Annotated in this window: 14 protein-coding genes; 8 read left to right on the top strand and 6 right to left on the bottom strand. The window is 71.1% G+C overall.

Going from position 1 to position 14,460, the window contains the following annotated elements; all coding sequences use genetic code 11:
- Positions 1 to 7: 7 nt before the first annotated feature.
- Positions 8 to 778: a citryl-CoA lyase gene (locus tag IW249_RS27845; protein WP_196923470.1), complete on the bottom strand. Its 771-nt coding sequence runs from the start codon at positions 776 to 778 to the stop codon at positions 8 to 10.
- Entirely contained in the window at positions 763 to 1,899 is a 1,137-nt protein-coding gene (locus IW249_RS27840) for a CaiB/BaiF CoA transferase family protein (RefSeq protein ID WP_196923469.1), read from the bottom strand. Before IW249_RS27840 ends, IW249_RS27845 begins: the two co-directional genes overlap by 16 nt.
- A 198-nt stretch (positions 1,900 to 2,097) precedes the next feature.
- Here IW249_RS27840 and IW249_RS27835 point away from each other — a divergent pair, with 198 nt between their 5' ends.
- The 6 genes from IW249_RS27835 to IW249_RS27810 all read left to right on the top strand — a co-directional run bounded on the left by IW249_RS27835 (position 2,098) and on the right by IW249_RS27810 (position 8,478).
- Positions 2,098 to 3,534, top strand: coding sequence for an amidohydrolase family protein (locus tag IW249_RS27835; protein ID WP_196923468.1), 1,437 nt, complete (start codon positions 2,098 to 2,100; stop codon positions 3,532 to 3,534).
- Between the two features lie 4 nt (positions 3,535 to 3,538).
- Positions 3,539 to 4,342 (top strand): IclR family transcriptional regulator domain-containing protein, encoded by an 804-nt coding sequence (locus IW249_RS27830; protein WP_196923467.1) that lies wholly within the window; start codon positions 3,539 to 3,541, stop codon positions 4,340 to 4,342.
- 72 nt (positions 4,343 to 4,414) lie between these two features.
- Entirely contained in the window at positions 4,415 to 4,990 is a 576-nt protein-coding gene (locus tag IW249_RS27825) for a DinB family protein (protein ID WP_196923466.1), read from the top strand.
- A 294-nt stretch (positions 4,991 to 5,284) separates the two neighbouring features.
- Positions 5,285 to 6,535: an HNH endonuclease signature motif containing protein gene (locus tag IW249_RS27820; protein ID WP_196923465.1), complete on the top strand. Its 1,251-nt coding sequence runs from the start codon at positions 5,285 to 5,287 to the stop codon at positions 6,533 to 6,535.
- Positions 6,532 to 6,717, top strand: coding sequence for a hypothetical protein (locus IW249_RS27815; protein WP_196923464.1), 186 nt, complete (start codon positions 6,532 to 6,534; stop codon positions 6,715 to 6,717). Before IW249_RS27820 ends, IW249_RS27815 begins: the two co-directional genes overlap by 4 nt.
- Before the next feature lie 180 nt (positions 6,718 to 6,897).
- On the top strand, positions 6,898 to 8,478 hold the full coding sequence (locus IW249_RS27810; protein WP_196923463.1) for a DHA2 family efflux MFS transporter permease subunit: 1,581 nt from the start codon (positions 6,898 to 6,900) through the stop codon (positions 8,476 to 8,478).
- A 54-nt stretch (positions 8,479 to 8,532) separates the two neighbouring features.
- Here IW249_RS27810 and IW249_RS27805 read toward each other — a convergent pair whose 3' ends face one another.
- From IW249_RS27805 to IW249_RS27790, 4 genes are all read right to left on the bottom strand, one after another.
- Positions 8,533 to 8,994, bottom strand: a complete 462-nt coding sequence (locus IW249_RS27805) for a DUF5709 domain-containing protein (protein ID WP_196923462.1) — start codon at positions 8,992 to 8,994, stop codon at positions 8,533 to 8,535.
- A gap of 121 nt (positions 8,995 to 9,115) precedes the next feature.
- Complete coding sequence (locus tag IW249_RS27800; protein ID WP_196923461.1) at positions 9,116 to 10,000, bottom strand: alpha/beta fold hydrolase; 885 nt, start codon at positions 9,998 to 10,000, stop codon at positions 9,116 to 9,118.
- A 113-nt stretch (positions 10,001 to 10,113) separates the two neighbouring features.
- Entirely contained in the window at positions 10,114 to 11,037 is a 924-nt protein-coding gene (locus tag IW249_RS27795) for an RNA polymerase sigma factor (RefSeq protein WP_196923460.1), read from the bottom strand.
- Positions 11,038 to 11,132: 95 nt separating this feature from the next.
- Entirely contained in the window at positions 11,133 to 12,101 is a 969-nt protein-coding gene (locus IW249_RS27790; protein ID WP_196923459.1) for a helix-turn-helix transcriptional regulator, read from the bottom strand.
- A gap of 62 nt (positions 12,102 to 12,163) precedes the next feature.
- On the opposite strand from IW249_RS27790, the gene IW249_RS27785 reads away from it, so the two are divergent.
- Positions 12,164 to 13,297, top strand: a complete 1,134-nt coding sequence (locus tag IW249_RS27785) for an epoxide hydrolase family protein (protein ID WP_196923458.1) — start codon at positions 12,164 to 12,166, stop codon at positions 13,295 to 13,297.
- On the top strand, positions 13,294 to 14,451 hold the full coding sequence (locus IW249_RS27780; protein WP_231392673.1) for a winged helix DNA-binding domain-containing protein: 1,158 nt from the start codon (positions 13,294 to 13,296) through the stop codon (positions 14,449 to 14,451). Before IW249_RS27785 ends, IW249_RS27780 begins: the two co-directional genes overlap by 4 nt.
- The last annotated feature ends 9 nt before the right edge of the window (positions 14,452 to 14,460 follow it).

The raw sequence follows: 14,460 nt of genomic DNA, 5'->3' as shown, positions 1-14,460 counted from the left end.
GAGGGGGTCAGGGTTCGTAGACGGCGTTGCGGTCGACGGTGCGGTAGATGTCCATGCCGAGCGGTCGTCGTCGCTCCTCGGCGAGGTGCCCGAGCAGCCCCGCCGCGCGGGCCAGCAGAGCGAACCCGCGCAGCATCTCGACCGGGAGCCCGAGGTCGGCGAGGGCCGCGCCGCAGACTCCGGCGCCGTTGAGCGGCAGGGTGCGGCCGAGCACCTGCGGGTGCACACGTCCGATCGCCTCGAACAGCCGCAGGTGCGGGCCGCGCAGACCCTCCTCGGTGGCGATCCTGATCAACACGGGGGTGCGCGGGTCCTGCTCCTTGTGCACCGGGTGCCCGAGCCCGGGGACCAGCCGACGCTCCTGCTTGGCCCGGGTGACCGCCTCAAGTGCCACCGCGTCGTAGTCGGTCACCTCGCCGACCTGGGCGAGCGTGTCGGCGAGGAAGCGTCCACAGTCCTCGGTGACGCCGAGGAAGCGGGAGCCGCCGCCGAGCAGGCCGGCTGCGAGCGCGCCCTGCAACGACTCGGGCGCGGACAGGTACGTCAGCCGGGCGGCGATCGCCGTCGGGGTGAAGCCGTGGTCGGCGAGGGCCACCAGCACCGCCTCGAAGACCCGTACCTCACCCGGGGTGGGGCGCCGGCGGGCGACCAGCCAGTACGCCAGCTCGCCGAAGCCCACGGTGCCCATCAGGTCGGCGGCCAGGTCCTGCCCGAGCAGGGAGATGGTGGTCGGGTCGGAGGTGCCGATTCCGGTGGGGAAGCTCAGTTCTTCAGCCACGCGCGGATCTCCTCGCCGTGTTCGTCGAGCCCCGGCGGCGGCAGCTCGTACCGGGCCGGGGTGTCGGAGAAGGTGATGGGGTTGCGGACGCCGGGCACGTCGCCGACGGTGACGACCGGGTCGAGCCCCAGTTCCTCGGCGAGCGCCACACCACCGTCGATGGTGTTGATCGGCGCGCAGGGGACGCCGGCGGCGAGCAGGTCCCGGAACCACTCGTCAGTGGTCCGCTTGGCGAGCCGTTCGACCAGCAGGGGCCGCAACTGCTCGCGGTTGGCCGTGCGGTCCTGGTTGCGGCCGAAACGCGGATCGTCCGGCAGGTCGGGCAGGTCGAGCACCTGGCAGAGCTTGCGGAACTGCCCGTCGTTGCCGGCGATGACGATCAGCTCGCCGTCGGCGGTGGGCAGTGGCTCGTACGGGAAGAGGCTGGGGTGCGCGTTGCCCATCCGGAACGGGACGGTGCCGCCGGCGACGTAGCCGCTGGAGTGGTTGACCAACCCGGACAGGGCGGAGCTGAGCAGGTTGACCTCGACGTGCTGACCTCGTCCGGTCTCGCCACGGTGGTGCAACGCGGCGAGGATGCCGATGCTCGCGTGCAGCCCGGCCATCACGTCGAAGACGGAGATCCCGGCCCGGTACGGCGAGCCGTCCGGGTCGCCGGTGAGGCTCATCAGGCCCGAGATTGCCTGCACCATGAGGTCGTAGCCGGGGAAGTCCCTACCGGCGCCGGTGCCGAAGCCGCTGATGCTCGCGTACACGATCTTGTCGTTGTGCGCGGTGACGGTGTCGTAGTCGAGGCCGAACCGGGCGAGGCCACCGGGCCGGAAGTTTTCGATCAGCACGTCGGCGCGGCGGGCCAACTCCTGCGCGGCGGCCAGGTCGTCGGGTTTCTTGAGATCCAGGGCGACGGACCGCTTGTTGCGGTTGATGCCGAGGTAGTACGTGGAGACCCCGTCGCGGGTGGGCGGCATCCAGGTGCGGGTGTCGTCGCCCCCGGGGCTCTCCACTTTGATCACCTGGGCGCCCAGGTCGGCCAGGAGCATCGTCGCGTACGGCCCGGCGAGGATCCGGGAGAAGTCCGCGACGAGCAGGCCGGCCAGTGGGCCTGTCGAATGCTGCACCATGTTTCCGCCCGTTCTGCGGACACCTGTCCGCCGGGACAGCTTGCGATACCTCACCACGCGTGTCAACGGTGCGTTTGTCGCGTGGAACCACACTCTTGACACCAATGGTGACCGGGACCACACTTGCGCCACTCGGGCTGGCCGCACAGCGGACAACGGTCCGGATTCCCCTCGTACTCCGAAAGGAATGGGTGGCGAATGAGCGCAACCGACCGGCCGGTGGTCTTCCGTAACGGCCTGGTTCTCACCATGGACGACGCGCACACGGTGCTGCCCGGCGCCGACGTGCTGGTCGTCGGCGGCCGGATCGCGCAGGTCGGCGTCGGCCTCACCGCACCCGACGACGCCCTGGAGATCGACGCCACCGACGGCATCCTCATGCCCGGCATGGTCGACACCCACCGGCACCTGTGGCAGACCGCGATGCGCGGGTACGGCGCCGACTGGACCCTGACCCAGTACTTCGTCTGGTACTACCTCGAGTCGGGCAAGCTGTTTCGGCCCGAGGACGTCTACGCCGGCAACCTGCTCGGCGCGATCGAGGCGATCGACGCCGGCGTCACCACCACCGTCGACTGGTCGCACGGGTTGCAGACACCCGAGCACGCCGACGCCGCCGTGGACGCCCTGGAGGCGATCGACGGTCGGTTCGTGCTCGCCTACGGCAACATCCAGCAGGGGCCCTGGGAGTGGGCCACCTCGCCGGAGTTCCGCGACTTCCACCGCCGCCGCCTCGACGGGGGCAAGCTGGCAGGCTTCCAGTTGGCGTTCGACGTCACCGGCGACCCCGCCTTCCCGGAGCGGGCCGCGTTCGAGGTGGCCCGGGAGCTGGGCGTCGCGGTGACCACCCACGCGGGCGTGTGGGGAGCCACCAACGACGACGGCATCCGGCTGATGCACGAAAACGGGTTCATGACCCCGTCGACCGTGTACGTGCACGCGGCGACGCTCACCCAGGACTCGTACAACCGGATCGCCGCGACCGGCGGCTCGGTCTCCGTCTCGACCGAGAGTGAGCAGAGCGCCGGCCAGGGTTACCCACCCACCTGGCAGTTGCGCCACCACGACATCCCGGTGTCACTGTCGATGGACACCAGCGTGTGGTGGAGCGGCGACCTCTTCTCCGCGATGCGGAGCACGCTCGGCGCCGACCGCTCCCGGGAGCACCTGGAGGCGCACGCCAAGCAGGAGACCATCACCCACTGCCACCTGCGCGCCGAGCAGGTCGTCGAGTGGGCCACCCGAGGCGGCGCCCGCGCGCTCGGCATGGACGCCACCATCGGCGCGCTCACCCCCGGCCGGCAGGCCGACATCGTCCTGATCAAGAACGACGCCTCGCCGGCGATGTTCCCGATCCTGCACCCGCACGGTCACGTCGTCTTCCAGGCCCAGCGTGCCGACGTGCACACGGTGCTGGTGGATGGCCGGGTCGTGAAGCGGGACGGCCGACTCGTCGGCGTCGACCTCGCCGCCGCCCGGGCCAGGGTGGCCGCGACCATCGACCACCTGCGCGAGACGATGGGGGAGGAGGCGTGGCAGCGGGGCATGAACCCGGACGTCCCCGAGACCGCGATCCTGGAGAACCCGTACCAGTACACCGAGTGGGACGCCGGGTCGGCGCAATGGAAGCATTAAGGACATGAGTGACAACGGAAGGGGCGCCGGGCCCGACTTCATCGAGGCTCTCGCCCGTGGCCTCGACGTCCTGCGCTCCTTCCGTCCCGCCTGCCCCTCGATGACGCTCAGCGAGCTCGCCGCCGCCACCGGCCTGGCCCGCCCCACCGTCCGGCGCATCCTCATCACGCTCGAATCGCTGGGCTACGTCCGCGCCGTGGGCCGCGGCCACACCCTCACCCCGCGCGTCCTGGAGCTGGGGATGGCGTACGTCAACGCGCTGAACATGTGGGACGTGGCCCGGCCGCACATGGAGAAGCTCGTCGCGCAGACCAACGAGTCGACCTCGATGGCCCAGCTCGACGGCAGCGACATCGTCTACGTCGCCCGGGTGGCCGTCCCCAAGATCGTCACCCTGGGCGTCACCATCGGCACCCGCTTCCCGGCACCCGCGACGTCGATGGGCAAGGTGCTGCTCGCGGCCCTCCCACCGGACACTCTGGCGACCGTCCTCGCCGAGCCCAGCCGCTCCGGCATCACGCCGCGCTGGCAGCCCGCACCGGGCGACCTCGACGCTGTGCTGCGCGAGGTCCGGGCCAAGGGCTGGGCGCTCGCCGACCAGGACCTGGCACCGGGAATCCGGTCCGTCGCCACCGGCGTACGCGACGGCGACGGTCGGGTCGTCGCCGCCATCAACGTCACAGTGCACGCCGCCGAGACCTCGCTGGAGACCCTGCGCGAGGAGCACCTTCCGAAGTTGTTGCGCGCGGCCGCCGACATCGGTCACGACTGGGCACTCACCGCCGCCGTGCCGGTAATCACGGCGTAGGTCCTACCGATCACGAGCTTCGTCGATCGTCCGGAGCAGCGCCGACACCAGATCGGATGCCATAGTGCCGCGATGAAGGCGGACCTGCGCAGTTACCTGAAGGGCGGCCGCGAGTCGCTGCTGTGGAAGCTCGACGGGCTCGGCGAATACGACATTCGGCGTCCGTTGACCCCGACCGCTACCAACTTGCTCGGTCTGGTGAAGCACGCGGCGGCCATGGAGATCCTGTACTTCGGCGTCGTGTTCGGCCGACCGTTCGAGCAGGAGCTGCCCTACGTCGGCGACGGGGCGGAGCCCAATGCCGACATGTGGGCGACCGCCGATGAGACCCGCGAGGAGATCGTCGGACTGTACCGTCGCGCGATCGCCCACGCCGACACCACCATCGAAGCCCTTGCGCTGGATGAGGTCGGCCACGTGCCGTGGTGGGGCGATGCGGCGGTCACGTTGCACCACGTCCTGGTCCACGTCATCGCAGAAACCCAACGGCATGCCGGCCACGCTGACATCGTGCGCGAGCTCGTCGACGGCGCTGCCGGGTTGCTGCCCAAGAACGACAACCTGCCCCCCGTGGACGAGTCATGGTGGCTGGACCACCGCCAGCGGGTGGAGCAGGCTGCCCTCGACGCCAGCAAACGCAGCAGCTAGTTCTCTGTCAGTCGTGGCAGCCAGATGATGGCGGCGGCGAGGACCAGGCTGGCCCGGTGGAGGGATGCGCGTCTGGCGTGACGGTCTGCCAGGTCTTGCCAATGCCTGATCCCGTTGGGCCCGTCGTTGGCCCGCTACAAGGGCCACGGGTGGCATCCCTCCACCGGCCGGCCTACGGCGGCGGGGCCGTCGGCGCGGAGTCCCCGTTTGCTGGCCGGCCTGCCGCCCGGGCCGGGCCTGTCGCGGATCGATCATGATGACAGAAGCGTCGTACACCTGTTCTAGTCTCGGGTCATGGTTGACGGGTTGGCGCAGGCAGAGGATGCCATCGCGGCCTGCGCCGAAACGGCCACCTGGGCACAGTCCGAGGACGAGCTGATCGCCGCGCTCGACACCGTGCACCGCATCGAGCAGCGTCTCGCCGCGGTGAAACTGGCCCTGATCCGTGAACTTGACGGCCGAGGCACCGCCACCGCGCAGGGCGCCTCCTCCACCGCGGTCTGGCTTCGCGAACGGTTACGCCTCAGCATCCCGGCCGCCCGCCGCCTCGTCGACCTCGCCGAGGTCCTTGACACCGGCAACCCTGGTGTACGCCACGCACTGACCGATGGCCACATCACCGTCGACCAGGCCCGGGTCATCGCCGACACGGTCGACAGCGTGCAGACCGCCGCCGGTCCCGAGGCCGCCGACAAGGCCCTCGGAGTGCTCGTCGAGTGGGCCGGGCAATTCGATCCCACCCTCTTACGCAAACTCAGCACCCGGATCCTCGACCACGTCGCACCCGGCATCGCCGACGCCGCTGCCAAAGCCGCCCTGGAAGCCGAAGCCCGCCGCGCCATCCGCGACCGTCACCTCACCCTCTCCGAGCAGACCGACGGTCGCCTGCGACTCAGCGGCATCCTCGACGCCGAGACCGCGGGGCTGCTCCGCGCCGCCATCGACCCCCTCAGCGCGCCAACCGGCCCCGATGACCAGCGCTCTCCCGGGCAACGCCGGCACGACGCTCTCAGCGACGTGTGCCGCCTCGCCCTGCGCACCGGCGAGTTGCCCGAGCACGGCGGTGATTCGGCCCAGATCGTCGTCACCACCAGCTACGACGGGCTGAGCCGGCAACTGGGCAGTGGCACCCTCGACACCGGCCTGCACCTCAGCCCCGAGGCCGTGCGCCGCCTCGCCTGCGACGCCGCCATTCTTCCCGCCGTCCTCAGCGGCGCCGGCCAACCACTCGACCTCGGCCGACAACGTCGTCTCATCGCCGGCCCGCTACGACGTGCTCTGGTGCTGCGGGACGGTGGATGCGCCTTCCCGGGCTGCGACCGACCGCCGCGCTGGTGCGACGCCCACCACATCCACCACTGGGCCGACGGTGGCGACACCAGCCTCACCAACGCCGTCCTGCTCTGCGGCCACCACCACCGGCACCTGCACCACAGCGACTGGGCCGTGCGACTGGCAGGCGACGGCCACCCCGAATTCGTGCCACCGGCCTGGCTCGACCCCGAACAGGTCCCTCGCCGCAACCACTACCACCGACGAACGTGAGCACCACCACAGCACCCAACGAGCACCCCGGTCAGCGGGCCGATCGAGTGACCAGCGTGGCCGCCGCACAGCCGATCCCGGCCCTCGCCGCGCTGATCCGGACCGCGACCTGTCTCCAGCTCGCGACCTGTCTCCAGCTCGCGGCTCGGCTGGCTGATCGCCACCCCGACGAGCGGCTGTAAATGGGCGGCCGTTCGGATACGCGGCCGGCCGGTCACGAAATCCGGCGGCGAATCGTCACAACTGGCGGTTAGTCTGCCTCGGCGCGTCGCTGCCCTGGTACGTCGCGCCCCGCGCCCGGTAGGCGCGGCATCGCCGCCACCGCCCACCATCGGCCGGCTCAATCGACTTCAGGAGAGTTAGTGACACAGCAATCCATCGCGACATCGGACAAACTCGACGGTGCGGTGCTCAAGGTGGCGGGCGTCGTCGTCCTTGGCGCGATCATGTCGATCCTCGACGTGACGGTGGTCAGCGTGGCGCTGCCCACATTCCAGAACGAGTTCGACGCGTCCTACGCCCGCGTCGCCTGGACCATGACCGCCTACACCCTCGCCCTCGCCACAGTGATCCCGCTCAGCGGGTGGGCGGCGGACCGGTTCGGCACCAAACGGCTCTACATGGTGGCGTTGGCCCTGTTCACCATCGGGTCGGGGCTCTGCGCCATGGCCGACACGATCGGTGAGCTGATCGGCTACCGGGTCCTGCAGGGCCTCGGCGGCGGCATGCTGATGCCGCTGGGCATGACCATCATGACCCGGGCGGCCGGCCCGCACCGGATCGGCCGGTTGATGGCAGTGCTCGGCATCCCGATGCTGCTGGGGCCGATCGGCGGCCCGATCCTCGGCGGTTGGCTGATCGACACCGCGAGCTGGCACTGGATCTTCCTGATCAACCTGCCGATCGGCGTGATCGCCCTGATCTACGCGCAGTTCGCGCTGCCGAAGGACGCGCCCGAGCCGTCCGAGTCGTTCGACTTCGTCGGCATGCTCATGCTCTCGCCGGGCCTCGCCCTCTTCCTCTACGGCGTGTCGTCCCTGCCGGAGGCGGGCACCTTCGCCGAGGCCAAGGTCTGGGCCCCGATGCTGGTCGGCGGTGCGCTGGTGGTGGCGTTCGTGCTCTACTCGTTCAAGCCCCGGCACCCGCTGCTCGACCTGCGGCTGTTCCGCAACCGCAGCCTGACCATCGCGTCGGTGACGATGTTCGTGTTCATCATCGCGTTCATGGGCGCCGGCCTGCTGTTCCCGAGCTACTTCCTGCAGGTGCGCGGCGAGTCGACGCTGGCCGCCGGCCTGCTGATGGCCCCGCAGGGCATCGGCGCGATGATCACCATGCCGATCGCCGGCACGCTGGCCGACCGGGTGCCGATCGGGCGTACCGTCCCGTTCGCGCTGGGTCTCATCGTCGTCGGGTTCTTCGGCTTCACCCAGGTCGACCCGCAGACGTCGTACTGGCTGCTCGGCGGTTCGCTGTTCGTGATGGGCCTCGGCATGGGCGGCACGATGATGCCGATCATGACGTCGGCGCTGCGGACGTTGTCGGCCAACGACGTGGCCCGCGGCTCGACGCTGGTCAACATCCTCCAGCAGATCGGCGGCTCGGTCGGTGCCGCCGTGATGTCGGTGATCCTCACCAACGAGCTGAACGGCTCGCGGCAGATCCCCGGCCTGGTGGACGAGAGCGGCAAGCCGGTCACCGAGGCCGGGCTGGCCATCGCCTCCCAGCAGCGGCCGGAGCTGCTTCAGCAGATGCCGGTGGACCCGTCGCTCATCGAGCGCGGGCTCGACTTCGCCGCCAAGTCGTTCGCCAGCACGTTCTGGGTCGCGTTCGCGCTTGTTGTGCTCACGCTCATCCCGGCGGCGTTCCTGCCGCGACGACGTCAGCCGGCGCAGCTCGACGACCCGCAGGGCGAGCAGGTCAGGACGCCCGTCGTCATCCACTGACCGACCCCGCCGCGCCCGGCACCTCCTGAGGTGTTGGGCGCGGCGGGTACGGCGTCAGCGCAACGGACCGTCGCCGGGCCCGTCCGGGTCCTCGACCAGGTGGATCGCCGCTTCCTCCGCGCTGGCGGCACCAGCGTCGATGCCGGCGTCCCACGCCACCGACTCGGCCTCGTCGTCCTCGCGGACGCCCTCGTCGTAGGCGACGAGACGGCCGGCGCGCGCCTCCGCCTCGTACCCCCGGCGGGTCAGCTCGTCCTCGTCGTCGCCACCCTCGGCGTAGGGGTCGACATCCGGCACCTCCTGGGCGAGGTGCTGCTCCAGGGACTCGCCCGCCCGCTCCTCGGCCGGCGTGGTGCCGAACCGGTTCGCCGCCGTCCAGTGGTCCTCGGCGATGATGCCGGTGTCGAGGGGGTCGCCGACCCGGTCGTCGTCGAGGGTGTCGGAGGCGTCCAGGACCCCGTCGTCCTCGGCCACGTTCCACTCGTCGACGGAATCCACTCGTTCGGTCTGGCTCACGGCGGTCTCCTCTTCGTTCCGGTGCAGCAAAGCGCTCAGCCTATGACCGTGCAACGCGCACGTCCCGCGAGGCCTGCCCGGTGTGACGAACGGACCTCGGGGCGGGCGGTGCCGCTGCGGGTCACCGCTTCAGCAGCTCCGCCACGGCGTCGGTGAACTCCACCGGCTGCTCGATGTGCGCGAAGTGTCCGCTTCGCTCCAACGTCACCAGCCGCGAGTCCGGAAGCCCCGCGTGCAACTGCTCGGCCCAGCGGGGGCCGCAGATGAAGTCGTACGCCCCGACGATCACCACGACGGGCACAGTGATCTCACCGAGGTTCTCCCGGACGTCGAAGGGCGTGGGGTCCTGCGCGCCGGCGGGCGTCGCCCAGATTCGGACGGCCGCCTGGAACGGGACGAACTCGTCCTGTCGGCCCCAGAAGTCCGCGAAGTACACCGGCAGGGCGGCGCGCAGCGCGGCTCCCAGCGACTCGTCGTCAGTCGCGCCGCCGATCTGCGCGAAGGCGGCCGGGACCGCCGCCGCCTCCGGCCGATCCGGGTGCCGCTGCGGGTAGGCGGCGAGGCCGGCCATGGCCTCGGCCCAGAACTCGGCGCCGGTGACGGGCGAGGTGTCGTACAGGGCGAGGCCGGCGATCCGGTCCGGGTGCGCGAGCGCGTACCGCTGGACGACGAAACCGCCGTGCGAGTGCCCGAGGAGGTACACCCGGGGTTCGCCGAGGTGCTCGACGACGGCGTGCAGGAACCGGACATACGTGTCGAGACGGTAATCGTCGGAGTTGTCGAGCTGCCCCGACGCGCCCGTACCCACCGGTTCGACGTAGACCATCGTGAAGTGCGCCTCAAGGCTGGGCGTCCGCAGGTACGCCCACCCGATGCCCGGGCCGCCGGAGTGCGCCACGCAGACCGGGCCGGTGCCGGCGACGTGGTAGACCTGCCGAACGCCATCCACTGTGAACGTGTGGGCACCGGGTGCGAGGGCGCTGACGTCGTGGCTGGTGAAACCCATGAACTATCTCCCGATCCGAGACCCGCGCGGCGTCCGCCGACACGGCGACTGGTGCATGACGCGGACCAGATGCGCGGGTCGGGAGGAAAGTTCGCTCGGTCGGGGAAGTTTTTTCAGACCCGCGCCGGGGCGGGGTGGAAGAGGGTGAGTTGGCGTACCCGGCCCTCGCGCAGCACCTGCAACCACAGCGCCGCGGGTGGGCAGTGCTCCGGGTCGTCGGGCGGGCTGATCAGGTCGGTCTCCCAGATCAGCACGTCGCCGCTGGTCACCACGTTGCGCAGCCGCTGCCGTACGCCGGCGGCCAGGTCGCGGTTCATCCCGTTGATCGCCAGGTCACGGCCACCGCGCGGGCCGCCCGGCACGATCATCTCGGCGTCCGGCCACCAGCTCTCGCGGACCACCCGCTCGAAGTCGCCGCCCATCGCCGTGGTGATCATGTCGCGGCCCTCGCGCCATCGCGAGTCGTTCGAGGCGGTGACGTCCGGGTGCGCGGCGTCCGCCGCCGTGCGGAGGCCGCCGGCGAGCGCACGGCGGGCGTGGCTGAGGCGGCTGCGGACGGTGCCGACCGGCACGCCACACACGGCCGCGATCTGCTCGTACGAGGACGCGTCGCTGAAGTAGCGCAGCAGGGTGACGAGCCGGTCAGGTTCGGACAGTTGCCCGAGGGAGTGCCACACCCAGTCGCGCATCGCGGCCCGGTCCAGCGCCTCCTCCGGGGTGGGTGTGTCGGCGGGCCGGGTGAACCACTCCGGCTCGGCGACCGGGACGGCTCTGGGTCCGCGCAACGCCATCCGGCTGTTGTTGCGGACGATGGCCCGCAACCAGGGGCCGACGGCGTTCGGGTCGCGGACCTCGCCGATGCGACGCAGGGCGACGACCATCGTGTCCTGCACCGCGTCCTCGGCGTCCGGCCCGTAACCGAGGACGCTCAACGCGACGGCCCGCATCCCGGCCTCGTGCCGGGCCAGCAGCGCCCCCAGCGCGGCCGCGTCGCCCGCCTGCGCGAGCACAACCAGCTCCGCGTCGCTCTGCGTCACGTCCAGTTCCTCCCCGAAAAACCCGTTCTGAACGCTTGTGCTCCATCAAGCGTACGGCGGGCCGGCGGGCCGACGCCCCGGGCCGGTCGGCCGTCCTACCCTGCGGATGGGCTGGCAGCGCGGGTGGCCCGGCTGCCGAGCTGCCGCAGGTGTGCGATCAACTCGGGCGGCTCGTGCACCTCCAGGTCGCAACCGAGGGTCAGCAGGCGCCACGCCAGCCACTCCAGCGTGTCGGCGTTGCTGCGCAGCCGACACGAGGTCGCGTCGATCGGCTCCAGGTCGAAGCCGGCGCCGCCGAGTGGGCCCGCCATCCGCTCGACCGGCGCGTACAGCGTCACCACCGCCCGGTAGACGGGGGTCAGCTCAAGTAACTTCTCCGTCATGAACGAGGCGGCGTCCGACGCCGGCAGTTGCCGGGCGGCGACCCGGGTCCCAGTGGATCGGAGGGCGGTGATCCGGTCGACCCGGAAGATCCGCCAGTCGTCGCGGTCGTTGTCGTAGCCCACCAGATACCAGCGCCGGCCCGCCGACACCAGCTTGTAGGGCTCAACGAGCCGTTCGGCGTCCACACCGTCGCGACGGCGGTAGGTGAACCGCAGCCGCTCCCGGTTGTTGACGGCGGCGGCCAGGGTGCTCAGGTGCTCCGGGTCGACCGTCGGTCGCTCCCAGGTGAGCAGCGGTTCGGTCGCCGCCCCCAGGGCGCTGACGCGGTGACGCAGCCGGGAGGGCAGCACCTGTTCGAGCTTCGCCAGCGCTCGTACCGAGGCCTCCTCGATGCCGGCCACCGCATGACCGGCGGCGGTGCGCAGGCCGACCGCGATCGCCACCGCCTCGTCGTCGTCGAGCAACAGTGGCGGCATCGCCTTGCCGGCGACCAGGCGGTATCCACCGATCGCACCCATCGTCGCCTGCACCGGGTAGCCGAGGTCGCGTAGTCGCTCCACGTCGCGGCGGATGGTGCGCAGGCTGACGCCGAGCCGGGTGGCCAGTTCGCTGCCGGGCCACTCGCGGGGCGTCTGCAGCAGTGACAGCAGGCCCAGCAGTCGGGCGGGGGTGTCGGACATGGTTCCAGAATGCCAGCCATGTGTGCCAGACCCTGTCCTATATGGGCCGTAGCGTTTCCGGCATGACGCCATTTCGCATCGACATCCCGCAGTCGGACCTCGACGACCTGCGTGACCGGCTCTCCCGCACCCGGTGGCCCCGCTCGTTGCCCGGCGCCGGCTGGAGCCGGGGGGTGCCGGTGGACTACCTCCGTGAGCTGGCCGGGTACTGGGCGAGTGGTTACGACTGGCGTGCGTACGAGTCGCGGTTGAACGACCTCCCCCAGTTCGTCACCGAGATCGACGGCTTGGACGTGCACCTGCTGCACGTCCGCTCGTCGGAGCCGGACGCCCTGCCGTTGCTGGTGACGCACGGCTGGCCGAACTCCGTGGTCGAGTTCACCGAGCTGATCGGCCCGCTGTCCGACCCACGCGCTCATGGTGGGGATCCCGCACAGGCGTTTCACCTGGTGGTGCCGTCAGTGCCCGGCTACGGTTTCTCCCAGGCACCCCCGGCCGGGTTCACGATCGACCGGCTCGCCCGGATGTGGGCGGAGCTGATGGCCCGCCTCGGCTACCACCGCTACGGCACCCAGGGCGGCGACCTCGGTGCGTACGTCGCGCCGCGGGTGGCCGCTGTGGCGCCGGATCAGGTGGTCGGCGTGCACATCGACGGCGGGTTCGGCTTCCCGACCGCTGCCGACGTGCCGGACATGAGCGCGGCGGAACGCGGCGAGTGGGAGCAGATGCAGCAGTGGATGAGCGGCGGCGTCGACCATCACGCGCTGCTGCGAGCGGCGCCGCAGACCTTCTCGTACGCCTGGAACGACTCGCCGGTCGGGTTGTTGGCCTGGATGATGCAGAAGTTCAAGGAGTTCACCATGACGGTGCCGACACCGGAGCAGGCCATCGACCGGGACCAACTGCTCACCAATGTGAGCCTCTACTGGTTCACCGGCACGTCGGGAACGTCGTCGTGGCCCATGTACGAGCGACTCACCATCGCCGACGATGGCGGTTTCGCCTGGCCCACCGGTCAACGGCGGGTGCCGTCCGGTGTGTACGGCGGCGGGTCCGCGCTGATGCGCCGTCTCGCCGAGCGGGACAACACCATCGTCCACTGGCCGCAGGGAAACCCGGGCAGCCACTTCGTGGCGATGGACGAGCCTCTGGCGCACGCGGCGGACATCCGCGCGTTCTTCGCGGGCCTGCGATGACCGAGCTGAGCTGGGATCAGGTGTCCGCCCGACGGCTTGCGCGGCACCGGCTCCGCACACCGAAACCGGACCCGGCACCGGACGCCGGACGCATGGCCGACGTGGTGTCGGCGATCTGCGGCGCGCACGCCCAGATCGCGTCGGCCGCCGAACTGTCCATCGGGCTGCGGGTGCCGGGAGCGACCCGCGACCAGGTGCGCCGGGCACTGTGGAGAGACCGCACGCTGGTCAAGACCCGTGGGCCGCGCGGGACCGTGCACCTGCTCGCCGCGGCGGACCTGCCGATGTGGGTCGGCGCGCTGACCGCGTTGCCGGCCCCGTCCTGGGAGCGGAGCGCGGTCCTGCTGACGCCCCGGCAGACCGAGCAGGTCCTCGCGGCCATCGCCGACGCGGTCGCCGAGGCCGACCTGACCAGCGCCGAGCTGACCGAGGAGATCGTCGCCCGCACCGGATCGTGGGCGGGCGACCTGGTCATGGAGGCGTTCCAGGACAAATGGCCTCGCTGGATGGCCGCGATGACCGCCGCCTCCCGGGGCGGAGTGATCTGCTTCGGCCCGAATCGCGGTCGGGCCACCACGTACACCAGCCCGACCCGGTGGCTGCCCGACTTCGCGCCGATGCCCGGCCCTGCCGCCCTGGCCGCCCTCGTCCGTAGCTACCTGCACGCGTACGGGCCGGCCACCCCGGCGCAGTTCGCCCGGTGGCTGGCGGTGCCCCCGGGGTGGGCGACGTTGCTGTTCGACTCGCTGCACCTGACCGAGGTGACGGTGGAGGGCACCCCGGCCTGGGTGGCTGCCGGCGACACCGAGTTCCCCGACGACCGGCCGTCCGGGTTGCGGCTGCTGCCGTATTTCGACGCGTACGTGGTCGGCTGCCACCCCCGCGAACGGCTCTTCCCCGGCCCCGCCGCCGAGCGGGCGCTCGCCGGCGGCCAGGCCGGCAACTATCCGGTGCTGCTGGTGGACGGGGTGGTCGCCGGTGTGTGGCATCAGCGCCGCTCCGGCCGCTCGATCCGGGTCGCCGTCGAGCCGCTGGGGACGCTCGGTGCCGCCCAGCAGCGGGCGTTGGCGGAGGAGGTCGAACGGATCGGCGAGATCCTGGAGGGTAAGGCGTCGCTGACCATCGGGACCGTCAGTGTCGGTCCGCACGCCTGAGGCCACGCC

The sequence above is a fragment of the Micromonospora vinacea genome, from assembly GCF_015751785.1.
Lineage (GTDB): Bacteria > Actinomycetota > Actinomycetes > Mycobacteriales > Micromonosporaceae > Micromonospora > Micromonospora vinacea.
The sequence above is the reverse complement of the archived record's forward strand: the minus strand, read 5'-3'. Positions and strand labels throughout refer to the sequence as shown.